We start from the raw sequence: 26,724 nt of genomic DNA on the forward strand, positions 1-26,724 counted from the left end.
AGAGATGATATCACTATAGCAAATTTAAACGACCAAAATAAATAAAGCCCCAAGAATGGGGCTTTATATTGAATCCGATTTTACTCGGAAATAGTGTTCTTTTTAATATTCCGCATCAGAATTTTTAAGGTATTGCGATGATGGGAAAGACGCTGTTCAACCAATTGAAAATCAACTTTAAGTTTGCTGTCGATTTGGTGAATCTTTTCAGCTACAGAGGCTTTTTTTGCTTGAATCTCTTGTTCTTTCAGTTTTGCCCAGTCATTTAATGTGTGGGTAAACGCTTCATACTCCTGTGCAATACGGAGTTTTGCAGTCGCCATATCTTCGTTGACATTATGGCCATAAACTGCCAAATCCTGTTCAGCATATTTAAAGCGCATCGCCAATTCTGCTTTTTTAATATTAAAGCTTGGAATACGACGCAAGTTTTTGGCTAAACCAAGTTTTGAACATGACCAGATCAGCCATTTCGTTGGATCATACTGCCACCATTTCACGCCATTTCGGTAGTCATACTGGAAGATGTGATGATAGTTATGATAACCCTCACCCCAAGTTGCAATCGCTAAAATGAAATTGTCACGTGCAGTGTTTTCGTCAGTATACGGACGTTTGCCCCACATGTGGCAGAGTGAGTTAATGAAGAAAGTGACGTGATGGCTCAAGATCAGGCGAAGTAAACCACCCAATAACAATACGCCCCACATATCACCCACTGCCCAACCTACCGTAGTAAGGATCACGGCATGTACAGCAATAACCAGAGGAATGTAATACTTGTCCTGAAACATCACCACTTTGTCATTTAACAAATCCGGTGCATTTTTATAGTTTGCTTCTGCTGCTGGATAGTTGCGAAGCATCCATCCAATATGCGCATACCAAAAGCCGTTATTAATTGAGTATGGGTCTTGTTCGATATCATCAACATGACGGTGATGGGTACGGTGACCTGAAGCCCAGAACAAAATACTATTTTGAACCGCAAAAGTACCCATAAGCATTAAAATAATTTTTAATGGCAAGGTTGCTTCATAAGCACGATGTGCCCATAAGCGGTGATAACCCGCAGTAATCCCTAAACTACTCACACCGAGCAGTACAAATAAGCTGATCCATGCGCCTAAGCTAAAATCATGATGATAAGCATATAAAGGGATAGCGATTACAGCCACAATGGGTAAAAGTACCAGTGCGAACACTGCAATCCAGTTAATTGGGGCTTTGGGTAAGGGAGCATTCATCTCCAACAGCACTCCTAGAACCTTTTAAAAGGTAAAGGTAAGGTATAAATGAATCCTTATTCAATACAATTTATAAGGATTAAGACGTTATCAATATTAGCATGAGCGAACAAATCTTCACTAGCATTATTCTACATGTGTATTGTACTAAACAGTAACAGAATACTTGGTAGTCTTTATTGATTTTATCGAAGGCTTGGACATCTTATTTATATATGGACGATAGGACTTAAAAAAACATATGTAAACAATAGAATAAGGGTTTGTTCTGACCAAAATTATTAAATTTATTCATTCTTTTTAACCTATTAAATGACGCCATATCTCAATATTTTTTATATGATCAGGATAAGTGTTGAAGCATCATTTTAGGAAAATCAGTAATCAATCCGTCAATGCCTAAGCTTTGCAGATGCTTCGCTCGTTCAATGTCATTCACCGTCCAGACACTGATTTCTAAATGGGCTTGTTGTGTTGCACGAATGATTTCATCTGTTGCCAGTGAGTTCATCCAGCCTATTTGGCAACAACCGAGTTCTAAAGCCTGTTCAATCGCTTTATGTTGAATGTCATCTTCAACCAGTAAGCCGCGTTTAAAGATCGAGTACTGCTGTTTTAAGGCCTGATGGATTTTTAAATCGAAACTGGTGATCACGGCGGTTTGTTCAAAACTGTGTAATTGTTTTTGTAATTCTAAAACCAGTTTCTCAGCTTCAGCCATAGTTGTAACAGCTTTAACTTCAACTTCAAGATGCTCGAAGTCATGAATAATGCTCAGGGTCTGACGAAGTGTCGGGGTAAGCTGTTTTTTCCAGTCCAGCCAGATATGCGCCTGATTATAGGCTTGAAGCTGATGACTGCTTAATTCATAAAGTTGTTGATCGGTGCCCGTGGTTCTTAAGAAGTTGTCATCGTGCATGATGATGAGTTCACCATCTTTCAGCTGACGGACATCAAACTCGACTGCTCGAATGCCGAGGTCATGAATGTATTGAAAGCCACCAAGTGTATTTTCGGGAGCTTCACCACGTGCGCCACGATGTCCGATGATTCTCATTTCATATTCTCGATATACTTTATTTTAACCAAAGATATTACAGCGGAGTCTTACAGTTTGTAATAGTAGGGAGGGAGCTCATATGTTACTTTTCTTTTGGGAAAAGTAACCAAAACCATTGTCATCCGCAAAACTCGACAACTACTGTCATTTATTACAATCATCGCAGCAACAATTACTTTTTAATGAAGTCTCGCCTCAAACACTTGCGGATGACATTTTCGCGTGTCAAATCTCGCTCTAAGTCCTATTTCTGAATATCAATTTATTATCAAATCGTTTGATTAATATTCTTTTGCCAAAGCACTTCAGATCCACCTTCAGCACGTTGCAAGGTACGAGATGCCACAAATAGCCAGTCGGAAAGGCGGTTGAGGAGTTGCAGTGAAGGAGCTTGAATATTTTGATCTCGAGTATGCACCGACATTAAGCTGCGTTCAGCACGGCGACATACCGAACGAGCTTGATGTGCATAGCTGCATGAAAGTGTCCCTGCAGGTAAAATGAAGTCTTTTAGCATCGGCAGTGCTTCATTCATACGGTCAATTTCATTCTCCAAAAATTCAATTGAAACAGGCAGCACCATATTGTAGTTAGGAATACAGACTTCACCGCCTAAGTCAAATAACCAATGTTGAATCAGGCTAAGCGATTTATCCCAATGAGCTTTTTCTTCTATTGAGCTAATTGCAATTTGTGAACGTAAAATACCGATGCAAGAGTTCAGTTCATCGACATCGCCTAAAGCGGCAATACGTAAATCATCTTTGGCTACACGGGAACCGTCGCCTAGTCCAGTTGTGCCTGAATCGCCTGTACGGGTGTAAATTTTACTTAAACGGTGGCCCATTTGAATTCCTTAAATTTTTGATCTCTGAATGTAAAAAGGATAATGCCATAGGCATGACATTATCCTCAAAGATTTAATCGGGATTAAGTTTGCGATTTAGTATTTCAATGTCACACCAGCAGAAGCTAAACGGCCACCGTTGATGTAGTAACTTCCACTACCAGAAGCTGTACGATATTTTGAATCGCTTACATTTTGGATATTTGCAAAGATATCTATATTTTTATTAACTTTGTATTGTCCATGCATATCTACACGGAAATGTCCTGGGATTTGAACATTGTCAAAGGCACTATTGTCATAATCACCATTTGCCAGCAAAGTCGTCGAGAATGTATAGCGTTCATCTGCCCAACCTGTTGTTAAAGAAACATTTTGGCGAGGGCGACGACTTAGGTCTTCATCAGTCTTTTTATCTTTAGCACGGACATAGTTATAGCTTAAATTTGTAAATAGATTTTCACCTTGCCATTTTACATAAAGCTCACTACCTTCTATTTTGGCTTTTTCAAGATTTGTCATTTGGTTTAGAGCATTATCAAAATCAATTAGATTGTCGACTTCTGTTGTATACAGTGATAAACCCGTTGAAATGTTATAAGCCAGTTTCTGGTCTATACCAACTTCGTATGAAATGCTTTTCTCTGGTTTAAGCTCAGTGTTACCACCATAACCGTACATATCATTCAGTGTCGGTGCTTTGAAGGCAGAACCAACGTTTGCATAAATACTTGTTAATGGTAAAACCTGATAACGAACAGAGCCTTGAGCAACAGTATGTGTATCGAACTTTTCATTATCTTCAACGCGGATACCGATTTGGGTATTTAATCCAGATTGATTGTATTTGTGTTGAATATAATAGCCTGTTGAATCAATATCTTCTTGGTAAGGTGAACCAAATGAAAGGATATCACCATCAATATTTCGCTGGGTCACGCCGACTAAGACATTTTGATGTGGTGTAAAGTCCCATTGGCCATAAATTTCGGATTCTTGGGTTTTGCTATGTACAAAATCGGGTGAATTATTTTGATCTATTTCGTCTTTAAATTGAGAAAAACGAGCATGTAACTCTAGATTTTCAAGAACACTTAAACGCCCTTTGACATTCATGATTTCATTCTTGAAGTCTTGAGAAACGAGAGCACCATAGTTATCGTAATCGCTATAACCTTTATTTTCACTATAATCAGCTGAAGCAGCAAAGCTTTCTTTATCCACACCTACTTTTGCACTATAGCCTTTTTGATCAAATGAGGCATTAGGTGCATTTTTGACATCTTTTACAGGTGTGCCGTCAGTTTCTAAGCGTTGACCCCGAATTTGTGCGTAGAAACCGTTTTCTGCTAAGTCTGCACCAATAACTGATTTATAAGTCTTATCTTCGCCGATTTCAGTAGTGACAAAAGCTGAAGTTTTTTCAGGCGTTTTTGAAATGAGTTGTACAACGCCAGAAATCGCATCAGTACCATATAAGACAGATGCAGGACCTTTTAGTACTTCAATTTGTTTAATATCTGTTGTATCAATAAATGCTAGGGATGCAGTACCAGAGGTTGCTGAATTTAGTCGTACACCATCTCTTAAAACAAGAGTTTGATTTGAATTACCACCACGTAGGAAAATAGAAGCTGTTTGCCCATAACCACCGCTTTGTACCATATTGATAGAAGCATCTGTTTGTAACAGTTGTGGTAAGGAAGCAATGGGTGACTGTTCAAGAATCTTCGGCTCAATAATATTAATTCGCGCAGGAACCTCACTGATTTTTTGCTCTGAACGAGAAGCAGTCACAACCAAGGTTTCTAAAGATGCATTAACAGAAGAATTTGTATTTGCTTGTGCAGATACGGATAAACCCATAGCAATAGTGATTGCGCCCACTAAAGCTGTAGGTTGAAAAAGAGTAGACATGTTTTTAAGCTCCATACATTCACCCCCCGTGAATGATTGAGTTAAAGGAGCAACAAGCAGGTTTCCGGACTTAAATGTAATATCAAATAGTTGATATTTGCATGTCCACCTTCCCACACATTTAGTGCAGTGGCGTCAATCTTAAAAAGATCTCATTGATATGCTTTTCATTTTACCGTTGCGGGGGCAGTGTCGGATTCTCACCAACTTCCCTAAAGCCTGAGCTTAGACTCGTTGCAATTGCGCGAAGTATAAGGTTTGTGTATGCATTAGACAATCTATGTCAATATTATTCCGGATGAACTTTACTCAAGCTTTTAAAATTGCATTACAATGATTCGCCCCCATATTTATAGACTGACTATAAATCGGGCAAAGATTAAGCCAAAAATTAGAGCGAAGTGTATGCGAACCCGTGCCAAAATTTGCGGAATCACACGAATAGAAGATATACATTCAGTTGTGAATGCCGGAGCAGATGCAATTGGTTTTGTATTTTTCTCACCGAGTCCACGCAGTGTTACCCAAGAGCAAGCGAAAGAACTGATTCAGCATGTACCTGCCTATGTGCAGACTGTGGGTTTGTTTGTGAATGCATCGCTTGATGAAATTGCGCAAATTTTAAAACACGCACCAGTCGATATTTTGCAGTTCCATGGTGATGAAACACCTGAACAATGTCAGCACATTTCGAATCAGGTCGGTCGCCGCTGGTATAAAGCAATACAGGTGAAACCTGAGCTAGATGTCATTAATACTATAAAAAGCTACCAAAATGTAGGCGCAAGCGCAGTATTATTGGATGCTTGGCATCCTGAACTGAAGGGCGGAACAGGGCACAGCTTTGACTGGTCAAAATTCCCCAAACTCGATATTCCTTTAATTTTGGCGGGCGGCTTAAAGCCTGACAATATTGAAGACGCTATAAAGACGACCAATGCTTATGCAGTCGATGTCAGCGGAGGCGTAGAGTCCGCAAAAGGTATAAAAGACCAACAACTCATTGAACAGTTTATGCAAGGAGTCCAACGTGGATCAGCAAAATAAAGGTCATAACAGTCAAGTTGACTATACCCAATTCCCCGACGAACGCGGGCATTTCGGTATTCATGGCGGACGTTTTGTCTCAGAAACACTGATGGCGGCTTTAGAAGACTTGGAAAAGCTCTATTTCCGCATGAAAGATGATAAACAGTTTCTGGCAGAATTCGACCGTGATTTAGCCTACTATGTAGGTCGTCCGAGTCCACTTTATCATGCTGAACGATGGTCAAAAGAGTTGGGTGGTGCGCAAATTTACTTAAAACGTGAAGACTTGAATCACACCGGTTCGCACAAAGTCAACAACACTATTGGCCAGGCACTACTTGCTAAACTTTCAGGTAAAAAACGGATTATTGCAGAAACTGGCGCAGGTCAGCATGGCGTAGCAACAGCTACGATCGCTGCACGTTTAGGACTTGAATGTGTGGTGTTCATGGGTGCAGACGATGTTAAACGTCAAGCCATGAATGTATACCGTATGCGTTTACTCGGTGCTACAGTTGTACCGGTAGAAAGCGGTTCAAAAACATTGAAAGATGCCATGAACGAAGCGATGCGTGACTGGGTAACTAATGTTGATTCAACTTATTACGTGATTGGGACAGTTGCAGGTCCGCACCCATATCCGCAACTGGTTCGTGACTTCCAGTCGATTATTGGTCGTGAAGCACGTAAACAGATTCAGGAGCAGGCAGGGCGTTTACCTGATGCCCTGGTTGCCTGTGTCGGCGGTGGTTCAAATGCGATGGGCTTATTCTATCCGTTCCTGAATGATGAAGATGTGAAAATGTACGGTGTTGAAGCAGCAGGTCATGGTATTGAGACTGGTAAGCACTCCGCGCCGCTAAACGCAGGTCATGTTGGTGTACTGCATGGTAACCGTACTTATTTGATGTCGGATGAGCAAGGCCAAATCATTGAAACGCATTCAATTTCTGCCGGTCTGGATTATCCGGGGGTAGGTCCTGAACACAGTTTCTTAAAAGATATGGATCGCGTCAAATATGTGCCAATCAATGATCAGGAAGCGCTGCAAGGCTTCCGCGATTTAACCCAGATTGAAGGGATTATTCCCGCGCTTGAAAGTGCACATGCCATGGCTTATGTGACCAAACTTGCGCCAACGATGTCTAAAGATCAAATTATTATTGCCACTGTTTCAGGTCGTGGTGATAAGGACTTGATGACGGTTGCCCGTATTGATGGCGTGGAAATGGTTGAGATGTAATTTCGCTCTTAAGCCTGTCCCTCTGGGAGAGGTTTGGAGAGGGTGGATATTGAAAAAGATCGTGCCGAAGCAATTCAGCACGATTTTTTTATTACTTAAATCGGTGCTAAATTTAGAATACTTGCTTTAATTTGCAGTTCGGCAAGGCGACATAGATGTAATGTCTGCTCAACAAGATGGTTTTGTTAATTTTTCCGAAACAAAAGTAAGATATTTCCTAACAATGAAAACTCTAGTCAAATTCAATTTTGTGGTTATGAAGATATCTACATTTTGACGGAGTCTTATGGTTTATAACTCAAATGTAAGGAACTCGTAATGTTACTTTAAATAAGCTCAAAGTAACCAAAGGCATTGTCATTCGCAAAACTCGTCTTATACTTTCATGTGATTAATATAGTTGCAAAAACGTCTCTATCGAAATGTGGTCTGCCTCGAACAATTGCGAATGACGTTTCCGTGAATCGCATGATTGCTGTAAAAAATGTGTCAAAAAAGGAAATAGAATGCCCAGTCTTTTTATGGTCATGCTCGGTGGTCGTCATGTACGTGCCAATACAGAAGTTCATGATGTAGTACTTGCAGTGGGAGATTCATTAGAAGAGACCTATCCTCAACTAAAAAATGCCTGGTTTGGTGAACAGAAAGGCTTGCATGTTGATGCTTGGGCACAAATTAATGGCGTGGAATTTGAGGGTGAAAAATATCAAATCCAATTTAGTAACGCCCAGCCGAATTCATCCGAACAAAAGCTATTTTTAATTAATTTGGGTGGTTATGATGCTCGTGAATTTGGTGAATTGCATCGCTATATTTTAGTGGTGGCACAAAATGCTATGCTGGCAAAACAACGTGGTAAAGCTTACTTTGCACAACATTGGCAAAAACAGCATACCGACCGTGTGTTAGAGGTAGATGATTGTATTGCGATCGATCAGGTACATGGTCGTTATGTGCAATTGGTGAAAGGTGAATTTAGCGAAAATAACTGGGAAAATACTTATTTGCTGCTCTCTGGAAACTGATTTATATCTCTTTGATTAATAAATTATATTTATTAAATAACAAACATCTGGGAATAATATACTTTTTTGTATATTTTCGATGAAAAGATGCTTTTTGATACTTTTAAGTTAGATTTATATAGGCATAATAAGATTAAGGATTTGTGATCTCTTAGCTAGATGGAATTTGATAAATGGATTTGATTCAATCAAATGGACAACCGCATTATGGACGTTTTAGTACTCTCCCAAAGACCATCGATTTAAATAAGTACCAGTATAAAACACCTTATGGAAAGGTTTTAACGGGTTGGCGCAAGCGATTAAAATATAAAAAATTTAAATTTTGCTGCATTCAACATGAACATTACACCATTGGTCTGGCAATCGCAGATATTGCATGGGCAGGGCATGGTTTTTTCTATATCTATAATCATCAGCGTGCTGAAGTTTTAGAATGGAACGCAATTAATTTTTTGTCACGCCATACCACTGTTGATGAGCAACCACTTTATAACCAGAGTTTTTTCTCAAAATCACCTTTTCAAATTGATATTCAGCATGCCAATGGCGTGCGTTATATCCATGTGACTAAACATGGGGAAATCAAGCTGAGTGCACGAATCTTTTGCGCGGGGACAGATCCACTGAGTATGTGTAGCCCAACCGGGATTAATGGCTGGACTTATACTCAAAAGCTCACGACTTTGGGTTGTGAAGGTTTCTTTATCAATAAGCAGGGTCAAACCATACAGTTTCATGAAAAAACTTTTGCTTCACTCGATGATACCTGTGGTTTCTTACGCCCAGAAACAGCCTGGTTCTGGTTATCCTGTAATTTTTGGGATTCGCATAATAATCGAATAGGTTTGAATTTGGCTTCAGGCGTGAATGAGAGTTTTGGCAACGAAAACTGTTTGTGGGTGAATGGAGTTTTATATCCAGTAAGTGATGTTTTATTCCAGCATCAGGGTGAAGATCATTGGACCATTCGATCGCTAGATGAAAAACTTCATTTGGATGTCAAAACGGGCTGGCGACGCTATGAAAATCTGAATTTAAGATTGGTCGGCAGTCAGTTCAGTCAATGGCAAGCCAAAATTAGCGGCACCATTCAGCAAGATGACCAGGAAATTGTTTTGTTAAACGAATATGGTTTGTTGGAACAGCACTATGCCAAATGGTAATACATACCGAGCAGAAATAATAAAACCAAGTTCAGATTGATCTGAACTTGGTGAGTCTGAACTGAATAGATATTTAATATTTAGTCTTTCGCTGCCCGCCAAAAAGCCTCTCCAGCCTGAATTGGATCACCTGTATCTTCTAAAGTTTTTACCCACACATCATATTGGGCAATTACCGGATGTTGGCTAGGGTGAAAGTCTTTGTTAAACCAGTCACGATATTGCTTGCTCATTTTGCTCAGCTTGCCGTTTTTACCAAAAAACCAGGGTAAGCCGCGAATGTTCATTTGCAGACGCTGCAAAGGCGTAAAACCATCATATTTTAACATTATGTTGGCGCGGTAAAGGGTAAAACCAAACATTAATGTGGTGGTCCATGCCAGGGTGAATTTGCGTGTGGTTTCAGGCACATTACCCACCTGTTTCATGACATCAAATGCCACATCACGATGTTCCATTTCCTCAATCGCATGCCATGCCAACAGAGCACGGACATAGGGATGTGCATCACGCAAGGTTTCTTGATGACTGTAAAAAGTTTCTGCCATCAGCGCAGTTAAATGCTCAGCTGCCGCCGTCATGGCAATGTTGTATTGAGGTGAGCGTTTTTCCAGTTCGAATTTAAAAATTTTATTTAAACGCTGAATAAATTTCTCCACCGGCATGCCTTGTGCTTTCATAACCTGGTTCATTTTTTCATGCGCGATGCCGTGCTGGGCTTCTTGACGAATAAAGTCTGCGACCCGAAGCTTTAAATCTGGATCGGTAATTTGATCGCGAAACAGACGCACAGACTGAATAAAGTAACGTTCTCCATCGGGAAAGGTCAGGCTGAGAGCATCAAATACCCGAGTGATAAAGGGATCACCTCCAAACCAGAAACGCGGTACTTCATGCAGTTTAAAATCAAGATTGCTGCGAACCACGGGTTCGACTTGGTATTGGGCAATAGCATTCATTTTATTTTACTTAAATCGCCTTGGATAACTACAGTATGTCGGGCTTTTTTAATTTTGTTTTGACAGGACTTGCCATTTTTTATACATTTTACGCCAAAGTGAAAATTTAAAATGTCAAAAAAGCAAGGATAAATTGTGCAAGAACTGCAGATTCCCAATGGTTATTTTCAGCTGCTAAATATGTATTTGCTGCAACAAGGGATGGATATTTTTGCCTTACCATTTCTGGCGCAGCATCAAACCCAATTGCGTCATGTCTTGTCCTTGCCGATTGATTCGCAATCGACCTATTCATTTTTTTTAGAGGTGATAGAACTTACCCGTCAACATTTACATTGCCCAGAACTGGTTCTGGAAATGGCTCGGTTGATTCGTCCTGAACATTTTGGTGTGTTGGGCTATATGGCCTCGCGGAGTAATAGCGTGGCCGAAGCCTTGCACAACATTATTCGTTTTAGCCGTCTGGTGATTGATGGCGCAGCTGTTATTCCTATGCAAATGCTGCATCAGGATAAAAAGATTTATCTCTCTTGGCCGTTACATGATGCACGATATGCAATGATTAATGAGCTGACTTCAGCATGTATGGCACATTTGGCCAAGCAAATTTTCCCCGCATCTTTGCAATTGCTGAGTATGCAGTTTGCACATATACCTCAGATGGCGCGCTATCATTATGAAAAGTTTTTTGGCTGTGAAATTGGCTTTGGTCATGCCCAATATTCTTTTGTAATTAGTTCGGACAGCCTGGATTTAAAATCGGAACTGGCTGACCCTTCTTTAATGCAACTTTTACTGCGCCAGGCAGAAGAAGCCATTGCTTGCAAACCCCGATATGAAAATTTAGATCAGCACATTCATATGAGAGTAGCGGAGTATTTACGTGTGCAAAAGAGTGTGCCCAAAATTGAGCAGATTGCGAATGAATTGCATGTCTCTGCGCGGACATTGCAACGGCAATTGAATGACCTCAACTCCTCTTTTAAGAAGATTGTTGAGATGGAGCGTATGAAGCGCTGTGAACAGTTGCTGCAGCAGGACATACCACTGACCGATATTGCCATGCAATTGGGCTATTCGGATCAGTCTGCCTTGGCACGGGCCTATAAAGCCTATAGCGGACAAACCTTATTGCGCAGAAAGCAACAGTTGAAAGCATCAGCGGAGCCATAAAAAAAGCGACCCGCTCAGGCCGCTTTTAAAATGTCTATTGAAATTAAGCAGGTTTGAATCGGGGGAAGCGAAATGCGATGGCCAAGATCGCCACAATTGCCAATACCCAGCAATAGTAAATGTTCCCGATCAACTCGATAGGTGACAGTTTTGCAATAGAGCAGGCCAGCAGTAATTGCGCACCATATGGAATTATGCCTTGAACTACACAGGAAAAAATATCCAGTAATGCTGCGGCGCGTTTAGGATCTACGCCGTATTCTTTCGCCACTTCACGTGCCATGTCACCAGATAAAATAATCGCAACGGTATTGTTAGCAACGAACAGATTAGCGAATACCACCAGAAAACTCACCCCCAGTTCACCGGCACGCTGGCGTCCAACTTTAAATAAACGGGTAATGCTGTAAATACGTTGGATAAGCCATTGCAGTCCGCCTTCTTTTTGCATAATGGCAGACAGACCGCCTAGGAACATCGAAAGAAGCGCAACCTCGAACATGCCGACAAAACCGTCGTAGATTGCAGTATTTAACTTTAATATGCCAAAATCAGGGCTTACCATAATGCCAGTCAAGCCTGAAAGCAGAACGCCAATAGTTAAAACTGCCAGTACATGTAAACGTGAGAATGCCAAAAAGAATACCGCCACATAAGGCAAAATCAGCCACAGGTTATAAGTTTTGTATGCAATAGTTTGTGAATCATGGCTAACAAATGCATAAATCAGAATAGCGAGCACAGCGGCAGGAACCGCAATCCAGACATTGACTTTAAATTTATCGCGTAGCTGAACTTTTTGACTGCTGGTTGCGGCAATGGTGGTGTCTGAAATCATGGATAAGTTGTCGCCAAACATGGCACCCCCCACCACTGCACCGATGGCATAGACTGCTTCAATATTGGTGACTTGGGAAAAACCAAAAGCAATCGGGGCACAGGCAGCAATGGTACCCATGGAAGTCCCCATCGCTGTTGCAATAAATGCCGAAATAATAAACAGCATCGGAAGCACAAAGGACGGCGGGATAATTGAAAGCCCCAATTGCACCGTCGCATCAACACTGCCAATGGCACTTGTAGTACTGGCAAATGCCCCGGCCAGCATAAACACCATAAACATCAGAATTAAATTGGGATGACTGGCACCTTTTAAAAATTCATCAATGGCGGTATTTAATTTTCCACGGTAAATCAGTACGGCAAGAATAATGGCCGGCAGAGCCGCCACCGGTGCTTTAACCTGATAAAAAGCAAACTCGGTACCAATGATGGAATGATAGAGACCACTGCCTAAAAAAATGGCTAAAAATACAATAAGAGGGAGCAGTGCCAGCGCGCGAGCGTGCACCTCACCTTGGGAGTCGGGAGTCATATAAAATAGGAAAAAGAAAAATCGTGCGTAGTATAGAGCAGGTTTTGCTATTAGATAAAACATTAAACGTAAAAGCTAACTCAATTATTTTTATCAATTTTTTACTAATAAAAATAAGTTTATCTTAACGTTGGATATTTTTTTAAATAGCAAAATTAGGCATCTTTGATCATTGAGAAAAAATCGTAAATATCAGTAAATGGTGTTCTCGGATTGTTCTGAAAAAATGAGATTGTCAGTCTAATGTATCGCGAAATATTTGGACTCTGTTCAATGGGTAAAAAATAGCGTTACAATGCGTTGTCTTGTATTTCTACAAAGCCAACTCCTCAGTTTTTTAATAATTCAAGGAAAGCATAGCCTTATGTCACGTTTAGCCACTCGTTTTGGACAGCTTAAATCTCAGCAGCGTAAAGCGCTGGTTTCTTATGTAATGGCTGGTGACCCTCATCCAGAAGTAACTGTTCCATTGTTACATCAAATGGTTGAGGCAGGGGTAGATGTGATTGAACTTGGTCTTCCATTTTCAGACCCTATGGCAGATGGTCCGGTGATTGCCCTTGCAGCAGAACGTGCATTGGCAGGTGGGACCAATACCCTAGACGCTTTGAACATGGTCAAAGAGTTCCGTCAGAAAGATACAGAAACACCAGTGGTTTTGATGGGGTATTTAAACCCGGTCGAAGTGATTGGTTATGAAAAGTTTGTTTCAGTTGCGAATGAATGTGGTGTAGATGGTGTACTGCTGGTGGATTTACCACCAGAAGAAGCAAAAGATTTAGATGATGTGTTGAAAAAATTCGACATGGATCAAATTTTCTTGCTTGCGCCTACCTCTACTGATCAACGTATTCAGCATGTGGCGAAACAAGCCAGTGGCTTTATCTACTATGTGTCCTTGAAAGGAGTAACTGGTGCAGCAACTTTAGATGTATCTGAAGCTGCAGCCCGTATCCAGAAAATTAAAGCTGTGACTGACGTTCCTGTAGGTGTCGGTTTTGGTATTAGTGATGCTGCCTCTGCGAAAGCCATGGGTGTAGCGGCTGATGCAGTCATTGTCGGCAGTGCTTTTGTTAAACAATTTGCCAACTTAGCGCCAGAACAAGCTGTTTTTGAAACGGTTAATAAAGTCAAGGAGCTTCGAGCCGCGCTCGATGAGTTAGTATGAATCAAGAAGTGAAAATAGGCAAAATTCTAAGCCCAGCGACGCCGTGGACGGAACGTCATGTTCCGGGTATTCACACTCCGGATGAGCAAACAGCCCTTAAGGCAACTTTTACAGAGCCAACCATTGAGTGTCCTGAATGTCACGCACTGGTTACTCGTACAGCCATGTCATTTAACGCTTATGTTTGCCCACAATGCGACGAACATTTGCGTATGAAGGCACGTGATCGCCTAAACTGGTTCTTTGATCAGGTTCAAAATGAACTGGGTCAGGAATTTGTGGCCAAAGACCCACTCAAATTTGTCGACAGCAAGGCATATCCAGACCGTATGTCTGAAGCACAAAAGAAAACCGGGGAAACTGAAGCCTTGGTGGTTATGCAAGGTTTACTGAAAGGCATTCCTTTAATCGCATGTGCATTTGAATTCGACTTTATGGGCGGTTCAATGGGTACTGTGGTCGGTGACCGTTTTGTGCAAGCGGCTGAACGTGCAATTAAAGAGAAACAACCTTTAATTTGCTTCGCGGCATCGGGTGGTGCGCGTATGCAGGAAGGCATGTTGTCGCTTATGCAAATGGCGCGTACTTCAGCAGCGATTCAACGCATGAAAGATGCAGGTTTACCGTACTTAGTGGTATTAACCCATCCAGTATATGGTGGTGTAACCGCTTCGCTTGCAATGTTGGGTGATGTGCATATTGCTGAACCTAAAGCCATGATTGGTTTTGCAGGTAAACGTGTAATTGAGCAAACTGTACGTGAAAAACTGGAAGAACCGTTCCAACGTGCCGAATATTTGCTTGATCATGGTGTAGTCGATCAAATTGTTCATCGTCACGCATTACGTGATACAGTCTCTCGTATTGTCGCGAAACTGATGAATTTGCCTTGAACACAGCACCATTTGCAACAGACTCTTTAACCACATGGCTCGATTATTGGAGCCATGTTCACGTTACGGGGATTGATTTAGGTCTGGAACGCGTCATTCCAGTGGCTGAAAAGTTGGGTGTGACACGTCCACAGGCGAAAGTTATAACCGTAGCGGGAACCAATGGTAAAGGCTCCACCACCACCACTTTAGCTGCCATTTTAAATGCGCAGGGTTATCAAGTGGGATTATATCAATCACCGCATATTTACCGTTTTAACGAGCGGGTGAAATTGTCGGGTATTGAAGTGGATGACCAGACGTTAGTAGATGCGTTTGTGCAAGTGGATCACGCCCGTCGAGCATGTGATTTAAGCCTTTCTTTCTTTGAAGCCACCACACTTGCCGCTTTTGTTATTTTCAAAGCTAAACAATGTGATGTCTGGGTACTTGAAGTCGGACTGGGTGGCCGCTTAGACGTGGTCAATGTGATTGAGCCAGATGTCGCAGTGATTACCAATATTGGCTTAGATCATACCGATTGGCTGGGCGACACAATTGAAAAAATTGCTTTTGAAAAAGCCGGAATTATTCGCCCGAATATTCCTGTAATTTTTGCTGGTGCGCAACACCTTCCACACGCTATCCAAAATAAAGTTAATGAATGTCAGGCCCAATTATTTGCAGTCAATCGTGATTATTTCTACCAATATACGGATGATGGTAAAGCCTGGATGTTTGCTTCTTCAGGTACGACTTTAAAATTACCGACAGGTTTTTTGGCGTTAGAAAATATTTCCACAGCAGTTGCAGCGATTTTGATCAGTGGCCTAAAAGTGACTCAAGATGCCATTGCACAAGGCATTCAAAATGCAAAATTGCCAGGTCGCTTTGAAATTCGCCAGATTCAGGGCAAAACGGTAATCTTTGATGCCGGCCATAACCCGCACGGCGTAGATTTTTTGTTAAATCAGTTGCGAAAATTCCTGGAATACAATAAACAGTACACAGAAGTGATCAGTGTTTTTTCCATGTTAGCAGATAAAGACATCAATTCTGTCACAGAGTTGTTGAAAGATACTGTTTTAACATGGAAAATTGCTCCATTAGCGGTTCCGCGAGCAGCAGCAATCGAACAGCTCGATGAAGCGCTACAGGGCGAAACAGTACAGCATTTCGAAAGTGTTCAATTGGCTTTTAAATCAGCGCTGAATGAAACTAAAAATAATCAGCTGATCTTGGTATGTGGTTCATTTCATACCTTAGAAGCGGTATGGGAGTATTTGGAAGAATGTCAATGAATAGCAAACAACGCTGGATGGGTGGCGTTGTTTTATTAGGGGGTGGTGTTTTATTGGCAGCATTGCTCCTAAAAGGCAAAGAAGAAATATATCAAAACGAACTGAAAACTCCTGAGCTTGCAGCTCAAGTCACGCAGCAAAAGCCTGCTCCAGAAGGCGAAATGGTTCAGCTACAGGCTTTGACGGTCGATGTTGAAACAGAAAAGCGTTTGCTTGAAGAGCAACGTCGCGGGCGTGAAAAAGCAGTCGCAGAACAAGAAGCACGTGCTGCTGAATTTTTAGTGATGCAGCAACAGGCTGAAGCAGATGCTGCACGTAAAGCGGCAGAAGAATATGCGGCTTTAAATGCCCATCGTACTGGTGCACAGCAGAGCTCAGACAATATTCCTCCTGAACTGATTGAGGATGAAAAGGTTAAACAAAAGCGTTTAGCTGAAGAAAAGGTGCTTGCGCAAAAAAAGTTAGATCAGCAGAAAGCTCAACAACAGAGAACTGATGCTGATAAAAAAGCACTTGAAGATCACCGTAAAGTCGAAGCGGATAAAAAATTAGCAGATATCAAAGCGGCTGAAAAGAAAGCGGCAGAGAAAAAAGCAGCTGATGAGAAAGCCAAACAGGCTGCTGAAGTAAAACGTAAGGCAGCTGAAAAGCAGGAAGCAGAGAAGAAAGCCGAGGCTGAACAGAAAGCGCTAGCAGAAAAGAAAAAAGCAGAAGAAAAACGTGAGGCGGATGCCAAAAAAAAGGCAGAGGCTGAAAAAGCACGTGATCTGCTGGAAAATGGCGATAAACAATGGATGGTACAAGTAGCTTTGGCTGCAAATGAAGCCAATGCAGATGCCGTGGCATCTAAGCTACGAGCTAAAGGCTACAAAGTCACCAAAAGCCCAACATCGAAAGGGATTCGCATTATGGTCGGACCCTCTAAAGACCGAGATTCTGCAGATGCTGCACGCAAGAAAATCAACAATGATGCCAGCTTGGGAATGAAGTCTGCATGGGTGATTGAATGGGTGCCTTTAGACAAGCGCTAAATCGAGCCTAAGCTAAAAATTAAGATGGATTCGACAGTTGCTGTTGAATCCATCTTACATTTTCAGGGCTGAATATTTTTTCGATATGCATCCAAACAGGATGAAAGCCATAGCCGCCATATTTCATCTCACTCAATGCATCTTCAATTTTCCAGTTTTCAAAAATAATCCGATACATTGCAATGCTCGCACCGGTGCGGTCTGAACCATGATAACAATGAATCAGTACCTTTTGATTGAGTGCTTTGGCTTGCTGGACCTGTCGCATGACTTGCAATAAGTCTTCACGCGACATGGCCCAAGTATGAATGGGTAAATGAACCAATTTAAAACCGGAAGATGCCAATACATCCAGGTCAGCATTTCTGGATCTTAAATTAATCACCACATTAATGTGATGGGCTTTTAATTGCGGAATCAGTTCAGCCGTGGGTTGTTCACTACGAAACACATGCTCGCTAATCTGATAAAAATTATCTGTTGGATTAAGTACTGTTCCCCAGTGTTGTGGACGCTGTTCCGATGAAAGTGCGGGTGAGGTGATACATCCCCCCAGACTTGAACTAATCATTAAAAGGACAATCACTATTCTTTTATTCATGCAAGATAACGTGCCAATTCAATAGGATCATGGGCACAAATGATTTCAATATTTTTTTTCGTTTGTGCCAGCTGTTGAATCTTATGTAGGTTGTCTAAGCGCATTGAATTATTTTCGGCGAATATGCGCTCCAGTTTATCCAGAGTTCGAAGTTTATTTTTGGGGTCGAGCTGTAAATGTGAATAGTAAGCATCGCCACAGAAGAACAACCAGCCCTCTTTTTGTTTAATGGCAATTCCGCAATGACCTTTGCTATGACCCAAGAGCGGAATCAATAAAATTTCATCTTGAAATAAACGGAAGTCCTGCACCTGATGCAGGTTAAACCAGCCTTCACCTTGTCTGGGTTCGATGAAGTTCCAGTAACGATGCTGGTTAAATTGCTGGGTTTTATAGCGTGCTTTATTTTTCAGTGAGAGTAAGTTTTGCGTTGCATTATATTCACTGGATAACACATGTACGGTGGCATGTGGGAAATCTGAAATTCCCCCGGCATGATCAAAGTCCAGATGTGAAACTAGTATATGCCTGACATCTTGAGGGCTAAAACCTAAGCGCTGGATTTGTGCGATCGCAGTCAGCTCTAAATTGTTTTCGATGCGACCCAGTCGTGAAACCAAATTGCCCAAGCGGGCTTTGGTATGCAGATAATCCTGTATGCCTAATCCTGTATCTACCAGTACCAAGCCTTGATCGGTTTCAAGCAGTAGGCAATGACAAACCACTTTAGCATGTAGGCCTTTTTGCCCAAACAGAGGGCCGCAAACAGGACACATGGTGCCGCAGTGCAAATGGTGAATATTATAAATCACAATATTTATTCTTAAGATGATTAGCCGTATTTATAAACTGCCCGTGAAATAAACACCAACTTGATTGTGTAATTCATAAGTTTAATAGAATAAAAAAAGCCTGTCATAAGACAGGCGCTTGCAGAATCAGGATCAGGCTCGTCATTCTGGTCGTAATTCGCATATTGTGGTTCATCTGATATTGGAACCAAGTATTGCTCGATGATTTCCTCGCACTCGAAGCATAGCTTCTGATCTTTTTGCAGAATATATTCCTCGGAGTGGAACCGTACTCCAATTCTGAAACTACGTGCTTTGCTTGTCTTGAGACAAAATAAGACAGTGTTTTAGTTTTAGCTCGAAGCGTAGCTTCTCCTCCTGCGTTCGGGCAAGGCAGTGCCTTGCTGATCCTCACTCAGGCTGTGGCGTTAAACGCAAATAAGGTTTAACGGCGGTATAACCTTTAGGAAAACGCTGTTTAATTTCTTCTTCATCTTGAAGAGAAGGTACGATCACTACATCTTCACCTTGTTGCCAGTTGGCAGGAGTCGCCACTTTATGGTTATCGGTCAGTTGTAGTGAGTCTACGACACGTAAGATTTCATGAAAATTACGTCCTGTTGAAGCCGGATAGGTAATAATCAAGCGAACCTTTTTGTTTGGGTCAATAATCACCAAAGAACGAACCGTTAACGTTTCGCTCGCATTTGGATGAATGAAATCATAAAGTTTGGACACTTTACGGTCTTTGTCAGCAATGATCGGGAAATTGACCGTAGTATTTTGAGTGTCATTAATGTCGTTAATCCAACCTTTATGTGATTCGACATCATCAACTGATAGGGCAATCGCTTTTACACCGCGTTTATCAAATTCATCTTTCAGCTTTGCAGTATAGCCCAGTTCAGTGGTGCATACCGGAGTGTAGTCGGCAGGATGGGAAAATAAGATTCCCCAACTGTCACCCAGATAATCGTAGAAATTAATTGTGCCTTCACTTGAATCCTGCTCAAAATTCGGTGCAGTGTCGCCTAAACGTAATGTCATTTTTATAGCCTCATATTCTTTGTTATAAACTTTGATGGGATCTAATATGGCGCAATTTTTTTTCCAAGGAAAATAGCCTTTTTGTATTTCTTTATGAGCAAATGGAATATACGTGAGTGATTTGATTTGTAAAATCTGGATAAATGACGGATTTTATGACTATATTGGCTGTTTAAAATTTGTTACATTAATTTTCCTTAGCGGTCATGTGCTAGAACGAATGATCAGAATTTTTTTATCGGTTTTGTGCAAAACCCTTGTACTTCAAATTTCTAGCACCATAATAACGACTGAGAAAAAATTTATTCATTCGACAAGCAAGATTTAGAGAGTCTATTCATGTTGGCAAGTCTGATCGGAGGCATCTTCGGTACCAAAAATGAGCGCGAACTCAAACGCATGTGTAAAATCGTAGATAAGATTAATGCGCTCGAGCCGACGATATCTGCACTAAGCGATGCAGACTTATCTGCAAAAACTGAAGAATTCAAACAACGATATAACAAAGGCGATGGCCTGGATAAATTATTGCCTGAAGCATTTGCGGTTTGTCGTGAGGCGGCAAAACGAATCATGGGGATGCGTCATTACGATGTACAGCTGATTGGTGGTATTACGCTTCACGAAGGTAAAATTGCAGAAATGCGTACCGGTGAAGGTAAGACCCTGATGGGTACCTTGGCATGTTATCTCAATGCCATTAGTGGACAGGGTGTGCATGTCATCACCGTGAACGATTATTTGGCACAACGTGATGCCGAATTAAACCGTCCATTATTTGAATTTTTGGGTTTAAGCATTGGTATTATTTATTCAATGCAAAATCCGACCGAAAAAGCAGAAGCTTATCGTGCCGATATTACGTACGGTACCAACAACGAATTCGGTTTTGACTATCTTCGTGACAACATGGTGTTCTCACTGGCTGAGAAAAAACAGCGTGGTTTAACTTATGCCATTATCGATGAGGTCGATTCGATCTTGATCGATGAAGCACGTACACCATTGATCATTTCTGGTCAAAGCGATGACTCTTCACAATTGTATGCTGCAATCAATAGCATTCCACCAAAACTAACCCCGCAAAAAGAAGAAAAAGTAGCCGATGGTGGGCACTTCTGGATTGATGAAAAACAACGCTCTGTCGAAATGACAGAAATTGGTTATGAAACAGTAGAAGATGAACTGATTCGTATGGGCTTGCTTGCAGAAGGCGAGAGCTTGTATTCATCGGCTAACTTGAACTTGGTTCATCATGTTTCAGCTGCCATTCGTGCGCATTATCTTTATCAACGTAACGTTCAGTACATCATCAATGATGGCGAAGTGATTATTGTGGATGAAAATACCGGTCGTACCATGCCGGGTCGTCGCTGGTCAGAAGGTTTACACCAGGCAGTTGAAGCAAAAGAAGGTCTGGAAATTCAACCAGAAAACCAAACCCTTGCAACAACTACTTTCCAGAACTATTTCCGTTTATACAAAAAGCTTTCAGGTATGACCGGTACTGCTGATACTGAAGCGGCGGAAATGAAAGAAATTTATGGTCTAGATGTGGTGCTGATTCCAACCCACCGTCCAATGATTCGTAATGACCAAAATGATTTAATTTATTTAAACCGTAATGGTAAATACAACGCAATTATTCAGGAAATTCAAAATATTCATGAAGCAGGCGTTGCACCTATCCTGATTGGTACAGCAACCATTGAAGCTTCAGAAATTCTTTCTGATAAATTGAAAGAAGCCGGTATTGCCCATGAAGTCTTGAATGCCAAACAACATGAACGCGAAGCGGACATTATTGCGCAAGCCGGTTCACCAAATGCGGTGACTATTGCCACCAATATGGCCGGCCGTGGTACCGATATTTTGCTCGGTGGTAACTGGAAAGCCAAACTTGCGAAAATTGAAAACCATACCGCTGAAGATGAAGCACGCTTAAAAGCCGAATGGGAACAAAACCATGAAATGGTATTAAGTTCTGGCGGCTTGCATATTATTGGTTCAGAACGTCACGAATCGCGTCGTATCGACAACCAGTTGCGTGGTCGTGCCGGTCGTCAAGGTGACCCCGGTGTTTCACGTTTCTACTTGTCGCTTGAAGATGATTTGATGCGGATTTTTGCGGGTGACCGTGTTGTCGGCATGATGCGTGCGATGGGCTTGCAAGAAGATGAAGCCATTGAACACAAAATGGTGTCACGTTCGATCGAAAATGCACAACGTAAAGTAGAAGCTCGTAACTTCGATATTCGTAAGAACTTGTTGAAATATGATGACGTCAATAACGAACAACGTAAGATCATTTATTCTCAGCGTGATGAAGTTCTGACTGAAAGTACCTTGCAAGAATACATCGAAGAAATGCATCATGAAGTGATTAAAGGTGTGATTGCAAATTATATTCCACCTGAATCCATTCATGATCAATGGGATATTGATGGTTTAGAGCGCGCATTAAGTGATGATTTGGGTATTAATTTACCGGTTAATCAATGGCTGGAACAAGATCGCCGTTTGGATGAAGAAGCTTTGGTTGAGCGTATTTCTGATGAAATCGTGAATCGTTACCGTGATCGCCGTGAACAAATGGGTGATGAGTCTGCAGCAATGTTAGAACGTCACTTTATGCTCAGTGCTTTGGATCGTCATTGGAAAGAGCATTTGGCAGCGATGGATTACTTGCGTCAAGGCATTCACTTGCGTGGTTATGCACAAAAGAATCCAGAGCAGGAGTATAAGAAAGAAGCATTTAACTTATTCGTAAATATGTTGGCGGTGATTAAGTCGGATGTAATTACTGATCTTTCACGCGTTCATGTACCTACAGCTGAAGAGTTAGCTGAAATGGAAGCACAGAAACAGGCTCAAGCTGAAGCGATGCAGCTGAATCTTTCTCATGCGGAAGTAGATGGTCTAACAGGTGATCTGACTGAAGATAGCGATTCACAATATACCCCGGTCGATGAGCAAAATATTATTCCACCTGCGAATCGTAATGCTCCTTGTCCATGTGGTTCAGGTTTAAAATATAAACAATGTCACGGTAAAATTTAATTTTACCCAGACTGCCAAGCCACTTTAAAAATTCCTCTTATTTGTGAAGATGGGTATTTAAAGTGGCTTTTTTAATTCCTTTTAAATAGAGTATTTAGTTTTTTAAAAGGTGAATACGTTTGCAGAGAACTAAATTAAGTGTTATTTAGTTGCATATCGAACACTGAAAAGCGGAAAAGACAATGAAAAAAGTATTACAACCATTGATGATTGCAGCTTTAGCTATTCCTACTTTAACTTTTGCAAATAATGCAGCTCAAACAACAACCATAGATAAAGTTCAAGCTGCTCGTGGCGCAACCACAGCTCCAGCAGTTGCTCAAGACGGTAACATTACAGTTGCCAGCCCACGCACTGGTATTCGTTATACTTTTGCCAATCCGAATCAACGTCCGGTTGTATTGAAAACTGCAGCAGTGACTGCAGCCAATGCTGCTAATGCAGATCGTATTGTGGCTTCAAATCCTGCTTTATCTACAGCAAGTCAGGAAAAAGCCAAGCGAGTATTATTGTCAGAAGCTAGCCAGTTGGCCTCTAATTAAGCCGATGTCGTGATTTAAACCAGTCTGTGGACTGGTTTTTTTATGCCTGAAAATATCAATTAAATAAAAAATAAATCAAACAAAGTGTTCTGCTCGATTTTTTAGTTAATTTCTACTAAGCTGTCTTTTTATCACGAACTTATTTGGAAGTTTAAAAATGGCAGTCGGCGACGTAACAATGCCACAGATGCATGTGGTTAAAGGTGTAAAAATTGGTTCAGCTGAAGCATATGTGCGCTATCCGAACCGACGCGACCTGGTCATTTTTGAATTTGCTGAAGGTTCCAATGCAGCTGGCGTATTTACCCAAAATGCATTTTGTGCCGCGCCCGTGCATATTTGCAAAACCCATCTTCAGGTAGGTAATCCACGTTATTTAGTCATTAATACCGGTAACGCCAATGCAGGTACCGGCAAAATTGGTATGGCGAATGCTGAAGCAACTTGTGTGAAATTAGCTGAACTTGCTGGTGTATCTGCGAGTGAAATTTTACCTTTTTCAACGGGTGTGATTGGTGAGCAGCTTCCACTTGAACGTTTAATATCAGGTTTGCAACCTGCACTGGACTCATTACGCGATGATGCCTGGTTAGATGCAGCGACCGGTATTATGACCACAGACACTTTGCCTAAAGGCGCATCTGAACAATTTGAGCTAGACGGTGTCATATATACCATGACCGGTATTTCTAAAGGTGCAGGCATGATTCGTCCAAACATGGCGACCATGTTGAGTTATGTCGCAACAGATGCACCGATCAGCCGTGAATTGGTACAGCAACTATTAAAAACAACGGTTAATGTTTCTTTTAACCGTATTACGGTCGATGGCGATACCTCAACCAATGATTCCTGTATTTTTGTGGCCACAGGTCAAGCAGGCGGTGCAAAAATCACCTCAACTGATGATCCACGTTATGCAGCAGTTCTTGATGTTTTAACACGAGTGATGAAACGCCTGGCACAACTGATTGTTCGCGATGGTGAGGGTGCAACCAAATTTATTACAGTTGCAGTAGAAGGTGGTGCAGATATCCAAGAATGTTGCGATATTGCTTATAGCATTGCCCATTCACCACTGGTGAAAACTGCAATTTTTGCATCCGATCCAAACTGGGGGCGTATCCTTGCAGCCATCGGTTATGCAGGGGTAAAAAATTTAGATGTTGAAAAAATCCAGGTTTGGTTAGATGATGTACAAATCTGCAAAGATGGTGGTGCGGCAGCAGACTATACGGAGGAAGCTGGCGCGCGCGTGATGTCTCAAGCTGAAATGACCATTCGTGTTGATTTAGGACGAGGTCAGGCAAAAGACACGATCTATACTTGCGATCTGTCTTATGACTATGTCAAGATTAATGCAGATTACCGTTCTTAAATTAAGTTGAATGAAAAAGCCTCCGTAGTGAGGCTTTTTTATAATGGAAAGTTTTTAATGACTGGTCAAAAAAGCATAATGCCATTCTGATCAGTGAATTGAGTGTACGGCTTGTAGTCTTACAAGCACTAAGGATAGAGAAGACGTTTATGAGTAATGCGACCAATTTAATTGCCAATGAGGCTAAATCGATTGTGCAGGCGCATTTAGATCGTTTAGGTGAACCTAAAGATATTCATTTGAGTGATGAGGTCAAACAGGAAAAGTTTGCGCAAATTCTAGCAGAACTCAAAAAACGCGATGCTGTCCTTGTGGCTCATTATTATTGCGATCCCGAAGTTCAAGAGATAGCGGAGCTCTCAGGCGGTTGTGTTTCAGACTCATTAGAAATGGCCCGTTTTGGTCGTGACCATCTAGCTTCAACCTTGGTCGTGGCGGGTGTAAAATTTATGGGCGAAACAGCGAAAATTCTTTCTCCTGAAAAAACAGTGTTGATGCCAACCTTAGAAGCGACTTGTTCTTTAGATTTGGGTTGTCCTGTCGATGAGTTTACTGCGTTCTGTAATGCACATCCTGACTATACCGTTGTGGTGTATGCCAATACTTCTGCGGCAGTCAAAGCGAGAGCTGATTGGGTGGTGACATCAAGTTGTGCAGTTGAAATTATTGAACATCTAGATAGTCTGGGTGAAAAGATTATTTGGGCACCAGATCAGCATCTCGGTCGTTATATCCAGAAAAAAACTGGTGCAGATATGTTGCTTTGGGATGGTGCTTGCATTGTACATGAAGAATTTCGTGCACGTGGTATTGCCAACATGAAAGCATTGTATCCAGATGCGGCTGTTTTGGTACATCCAGAATCACCAGAATCTGTTGTGGATATTGCAGATGCGGTAGGAAGTACCTCGCAACTGATTAAAGCGGCACAAACGCTACCAAATGAACGTTTGATTGTAGCAACGGATCGCGGCATCTTTTATAAAATGCAACAAGCAGTGCCAAATAAGATTCTAATTGAAGCCCCGACAGCGGGTGAGGGTGCAACGTGTCGCTCTTGTGCGCATTGTCCATGGATGGCCATGAATGAGTTGGATGGAATTTTAGCGGTTTTACAAAAGGGTGATCAAGAAATACACGTCGATCCAGCGCTTGCGGAACGGGCAAAATTACCTCTTGATCGTATGTTGAACTTCAGTGCGAATTTAAAACGCTGATAATTGTATATAAAATGGCTAAAATGCTTGATAAATATACATTTGAAGCTGTTTTTTAATTTTTTTTGAATATAGGTGTTGACGTTATTCAACGTCACGCCTAGAATGCACACCGTACCGCATGAAGTGCAGTATGAAGCTAAGATGAATCGGAGCATGGCGCAGCTTGGTAGCGCACCTGGTTTGGGACCAGGGGGTCGTAGGTTCGAATCCTACTGCTCCGACCAATTCTTCAAGGCAAAGGTTTCATGGTATTTGATATCATAGGTCATGCGCCTGTAGCTCAGTAGGATAGAGCATCCGCCTTCTAAGCGGATGGTCACAGGTTCGAATCCTGTCAGGCGCACCATTTATGGTAGCTTGATATTTTAGAATCTGAAATGTTGTAACGGTGGATGTAGCTCAGTTGGTAGAGCCCCGGATTGTGATTCCGGTTGTCGTGGGTTCGAGCCCCATCATTCACCCCAATTCGGAGCATGGCGCAGCTTGGTAGCGCACCTGGTTTGGGACCAGGGGGTCGTAGGTTCGAATCCTACTGCTCCGACCATCTTTCTAAAAGATGATATAAATAATCCGCTTAAATGCGGTTTTTTTATGCCTGAAATTTAATAATAACATTCAACATTCAACATTCAACATTCAACATTCAACATTCAACATTCAACATTCAACATT

General features: G+C 41.6%; 22 protein-coding genes, 4 tRNA genes and 1 riboswitch. Of the genes, 17 read left to right on the top strand and 9 right to left on the bottom strand.

From position 1 onward, the window contains the following. Positions 1-80: 80 nt before the first annotated feature. The 4 genes from AC3CAU_RS05995 to AC3CAU_RS06010 form a co-directional block, all read right to left on the bottom strand. On the bottom strand, positions 81-1,247 hold the full coding sequence (locus AC3CAU_RS05995) for an acyl-CoA desaturase (RefSeq protein WP_424621984.1): 1,167 nt from the start codon (positions 1,245-1,247) through the stop codon (positions 81-83). 343 nt (positions 1,248-1,590) lie between these two features. Further along, a complete protein-coding gene (locus AC3CAU_RS06000) occupies positions 1,591-2,304 on the bottom strand; it encodes a glycerophosphodiester phosphodiesterase (protein ID WP_447053612.1) in 714 nt (237 codons plus the stop codon). Between the two features lie 271 nt (positions 2,305-2,575). After that, a complete protein-coding gene (locus AC3CAU_RS06005) occupies positions 2,576-3,154 on the bottom strand; it encodes a cob(I)yrinic acid a,c-diamide adenosyltransferase (protein WP_447053611.1) in 579 nt (192 codons plus the stop codon). A gap of 96 nt (positions 3,155-3,250) precedes the next feature. Next, the gene (locus tag AC3CAU_RS06010) at positions 3,251-5,071 is read right to left on the bottom strand and encodes a TonB-dependent receptor plug domain-containing protein (RefSeq protein WP_447053610.1); all 1,821 of its coding nucleotides are present in this window, start codon (positions 5,069-5,071) and stop codon (positions 3,251-3,253) included. A 38-nt stretch (positions 5,072-5,109) separates the two neighbouring features. Continuing rightward, a riboswitch (cobalamin riboswitch) is annotated at positions 5,110-5,321 on the bottom strand. A 155-nt stretch (positions 5,322-5,476) separates the two neighbouring features. On the opposite strand from AC3CAU_RS06010, the gene AC3CAU_RS06015 reads away from it, so the two are divergent. The 4 genes from AC3CAU_RS06015 (at position 5,477) to AC3CAU_RS06030 (ending at position 9,534) form a co-directional block, all read left to right on the top strand. Next, positions 5,477-6,118 (top strand): phosphoribosylanthranilate isomerase, encoded by a 642-nt coding sequence (locus tag AC3CAU_RS06015; RefSeq protein WP_131216617.1) that lies wholly within the window; start codon positions 5,477-5,479, stop codon positions 6,116-6,118. Continuing rightward, entirely contained in the window at positions 6,102-7,343 is a 1,242-nt protein-coding gene (trpB, locus tag AC3CAU_RS06020) for a tryptophan synthase subunit beta (protein WP_131216615.1), read from the top strand. Before AC3CAU_RS06015 ends, trpB begins: the two co-directional genes overlap by 17 nt. Positions 7,344-7,849: 506 nt before the next feature. Continuing rightward, positions 7,850-8,368: a DUF1543 domain-containing protein gene (locus tag AC3CAU_RS06025; protein WP_447053609.1), complete on the top strand. Its 519-nt coding sequence runs from the start codon at positions 7,850-7,852 to the stop codon at positions 8,366-8,368. 173 nt (positions 8,369-8,541) lie between these two features. After that, complete coding sequence (locus AC3CAU_RS06030; RefSeq protein ID WP_131216611.1) at positions 8,542-9,534, top strand: DUF2804 domain-containing protein; 993 nt, start codon at positions 8,542-8,544, stop codon at positions 9,532-9,534. 80 nt (positions 9,535-9,614) lie between these two features. Here AC3CAU_RS06030 and AC3CAU_RS06035 read toward each other — a convergent pair whose 3' ends face one another. Continuing rightward, complete coding sequence (locus AC3CAU_RS06035; RefSeq protein ID WP_447053608.1) at positions 9,615-10,493, bottom strand: metal-dependent hydrolase; 879 nt, start codon at positions 10,491-10,493, stop codon at positions 9,615-9,617. A gap of 135 nt (positions 10,494-10,628) precedes the next feature. Here AC3CAU_RS06035 and AC3CAU_RS06040 point away from each other — a divergent pair, with 135 nt between their 5' ends. After that, positions 10,629-11,666 (top strand): AraC family transcriptional regulator, encoded by a 1,038-nt coding sequence (locus AC3CAU_RS06040; protein ID WP_447053607.1) that lies wholly within the window; start codon positions 10,629-10,631, stop codon positions 11,664-11,666. A 43-nt stretch (positions 11,667-11,709) separates the two neighbouring features. Here the strand turns inward: AC3CAU_RS06040 and AC3CAU_RS06045 are convergent, their stop codons facing one another. Further along, entirely contained in the window at positions 11,710-13,041 is a 1,332-nt protein-coding gene (locus AC3CAU_RS06045) for a Na+/H+ antiporter NhaC family protein (RefSeq protein ID WP_447053606.1), read from the bottom strand. Positions 13,042-13,405: 364 nt separating this feature from the next. Here AC3CAU_RS06045 and trpA point away from each other — a divergent pair, with 364 nt between their 5' ends. The 4 genes from trpA to AC3CAU_RS06065 are packed head-to-tail and all read left to right on the top strand — an operon-like array spanning position 13,406 to position 17,413. Beyond that, positions 13,406-14,209 (top strand): tryptophan synthase subunit alpha, encoded by an 804-nt coding sequence (gene trpA / locus AC3CAU_RS06050; protein WP_424621992.1) that lies wholly within the window; start codon positions 13,406-13,408, stop codon positions 14,207-14,209. After that, complete coding sequence (gene accD / locus AC3CAU_RS06055) at positions 14,206-15,102, top strand: acetyl-CoA carboxylase, carboxyltransferase subunit beta (RefSeq protein WP_131216601.1); 897 nt, start codon at positions 14,206-14,208, stop codon at positions 15,100-15,102. The genes trpA and accD overlap by 4 nt, the downstream gene beginning before the upstream one ends. Next, entirely contained in the window at positions 15,099-16,382 is a 1,284-nt protein-coding gene (gene folC / locus AC3CAU_RS06060; RefSeq protein WP_447053604.1) for a bifunctional tetrahydrofolate synthase/dihydrofolate synthase, read from the top strand. The genes accD and folC overlap by 4 nt, the downstream gene beginning before the upstream one ends. Continuing rightward, entirely contained in the window at positions 16,373-17,413 is a 1,041-nt protein-coding gene (locus AC3CAU_RS06065; protein WP_447053603.1) for an SPOR domain-containing protein, read from the top strand. The genes folC and AC3CAU_RS06065 overlap by 10 nt, the downstream gene beginning before the upstream one ends. A 19-nt stretch (positions 17,414-17,432) precedes the next feature. On the opposite strand, the gene AC3CAU_RS06070 is transcribed toward AC3CAU_RS06065, so the two are convergent. The 3 genes from AC3CAU_RS06070 to AC3CAU_RS06080 all read right to left on the bottom strand — a co-directional run bounded on the left by AC3CAU_RS06070 (position 17,433) and on the right by AC3CAU_RS06080 (position 19,852). Beyond that, on the bottom strand, positions 17,433-18,014 hold the full coding sequence (locus tag AC3CAU_RS06070; protein ID WP_447053602.1) for a dual specificity protein phosphatase family protein: 582 nt from the start codon (positions 18,012-18,014) through the stop codon (positions 17,433-17,435). After that, a complete protein-coding gene (locus tag AC3CAU_RS06075; RefSeq protein WP_447053601.1) occupies positions 18,011-18,826 on the bottom strand; it encodes an MBL fold metallo-hydrolase in 816 nt (271 codons plus the stop codon). The genes AC3CAU_RS06070 and AC3CAU_RS06075 overlap by 4 nt, the downstream gene beginning before the upstream one ends. A gap of 390 nt (positions 18,827-19,216) precedes the next feature. Further along, positions 19,217-19,852, bottom strand: coding sequence for a peroxiredoxin (locus tag AC3CAU_RS06080; RefSeq protein WP_447053600.1), 636 nt, complete (start codon positions 19,850-19,852; stop codon positions 19,217-19,219). Between the two features lie 339 nt (positions 19,853-20,191). Between AC3CAU_RS06080 and secA the strand changes: the two genes are divergently transcribed. From secA to AC3CAU_RS06120, 8 genes are all read left to right on the top strand, one after another. After that, the gene (gene secA / locus AC3CAU_RS06085) at positions 20,192-22,912 is read left to right on the top strand and encodes a preprotein translocase subunit SecA (protein ID WP_447053599.1); all 2,721 of its coding nucleotides are present in this window, start codon (positions 20,192-20,194) and stop codon (positions 22,910-22,912) included. Between the two features lie 182 nt (positions 22,913-23,094). Beyond that, positions 23,095-23,454, top strand: a complete 360-nt coding sequence (locus AC3CAU_RS06090; protein WP_447053598.1) for a hypothetical protein — start codon at positions 23,095-23,097, stop codon at positions 23,452-23,454. Positions 23,455-23,611: 157 nt separating this feature from the next. Beyond that, positions 23,612-24,832 carry a bifunctional glutamate N-acetyltransferase/amino-acid acetyltransferase ArgJ gene (gene argJ / locus AC3CAU_RS06095; RefSeq protein ID WP_424619758.1) on the top strand — a complete coding sequence of 407 codons (1,221 nt, stop codon included), beginning with the start codon at positions 23,612-23,614 and terminating at the stop codon, positions 24,830-24,832. A gap of 149 nt (positions 24,833-24,981) precedes the next feature. Further along, positions 24,982-26,049 carry a quinolinate synthase NadA gene (nadA, locus tag AC3CAU_RS06100; protein WP_424619756.1) on the top strand — a complete coding sequence of 356 codons (1,068 nt, stop codon included), beginning with the start codon at positions 24,982-24,984 and terminating at the stop codon, positions 26,047-26,049. Positions 26,050-26,199: 150 nt separating this feature from the next. Further along, positions 26,200-26,276, top strand: a tRNA-Pro gene (locus tag AC3CAU_RS06105). Between the two features lie 45 nt (positions 26,277-26,321). Continuing rightward, a tRNA-Arg gene (locus AC3CAU_RS06110) sits at positions 26,322-26,398 on the top strand. A gap of 42 nt (positions 26,399-26,440) precedes the next feature. Continuing rightward, positions 26,441-26,516, top strand: a tRNA-His gene (locus AC3CAU_RS06115). A gap of 3 nt (positions 26,517-26,519) precedes the next feature. Then, positions 26,520-26,596, top strand: a tRNA-Pro gene (locus tag AC3CAU_RS06120). Positions 26,597-26,724 lie beyond the last annotated feature (128 nt).

Source organism: Acinetobacter sp. GG23 (assembly GCF_057766365.1).

Coding starts and splice junctions, on each gene's coding strand:
- AC3CAU_RS06005 (WP_447053611.1), bottom strand. CDS start 3,154: ATGGGCCACCGTTTAAGTAAAATTTACACCCGTACAGGCGATTCAGGC.
- nadA (WP_424619756.1), top strand. CDS start 24,982: ATGAGTAATGCGACCAATTTAATTGCCAATGAGGCTAAATCGATTGTG.
- AC3CAU_RS06000 (WP_447053612.1), bottom strand. CDS start 2,304: ATGAGAATCATCGGACATCGTGGCGCACGTGGTGAAGCTCCCGAAAAT.
- AC3CAU_RS06035 (WP_447053608.1), bottom strand. CDS start 10,493: ATGAATGCTATTGCCCAATACCAAGTCGAACCCGTGGTTCGCAGCAAT.
- AC3CAU_RS06010 (WP_447053610.1), bottom strand. CDS start 5,071: ATGTCTACTCTTTTTCAACCTACAGCTTTAGTGGGCGCAATCACTATT.
- AC3CAU_RS05995 (WP_424621984.1), bottom strand. CDS start 1,247: ATGAATGCTCCCTTACCCAAAGCCCCAATTAACTGGATTGCAGTGTTC.
- AC3CAU_RS06045 (WP_447053606.1), bottom strand. CDS start 13,041: ATGACTCCCGACTCCCAAGGTGAGGTGCACGCTCGCGCGCTGGCACTG.
- AC3CAU_RS06090 (WP_447053598.1), top strand. CDS start 23,095: ATGAAAAAAGTATTACAACCATTGATGATTGCAGCTTTAGCTATTCCT.
- AC3CAU_RS06030 (WP_131216611.1), top strand. CDS start 8,542: ATGGATTTGATTCAATCAAATGGACAACCGCATTATGGACGTTTTAGT.
- secA (WP_447053599.1), top strand. CDS start 20,192: ATGTTGGCAAGTCTGATCGGAGGCATCTTCGGTACCAAAAATGAGCGC.
- AC3CAU_RS06065 (WP_447053603.1), top strand. CDS start 16,373: ATGTCAATGAATAGCAAACAACGCTGGATGGGTGGCGTTGTTTTATTA.
- accD (WP_131216601.1), top strand. CDS start 14,206: ATGAATCAAGAAGTGAAAATAGGCAAAATTCTAAGCCCAGCGACGCCG.
- argJ (WP_424619758.1), top strand. CDS start 23,612: ATGGCAGTCGGCGACGTAACAATGCCACAGATGCATGTGGTTAAAGGT.
- AC3CAU_RS06025 (WP_447053609.1), top strand. CDS start 7,850: ATGCCCAGTCTTTTTATGGTCATGCTCGGTGGTCGTCATGTACGTGCC.
- AC3CAU_RS06015 (WP_131216617.1), top strand. CDS start 5,477: ATGCGAACCCGTGCCAAAATTTGCGGAATCACACGAATAGAAGATATA.
- trpA (WP_424621992.1), top strand. CDS start 13,406: ATGTCACGTTTAGCCACTCGTTTTGGACAGCTTAAATCTCAGCAGCGT.
- AC3CAU_RS06080 (WP_447053600.1), bottom strand. CDS start 19,852: ATGACATTACGTTTAGGCGACACTGCACCGAATTTTGAGCAGGATTCA.
- AC3CAU_RS06070 (WP_447053602.1), bottom strand. CDS start 18,014: ATGAATAAAAGAATAGTGATTGTCCTTTTAATGATTAGTTCAAGTCTG.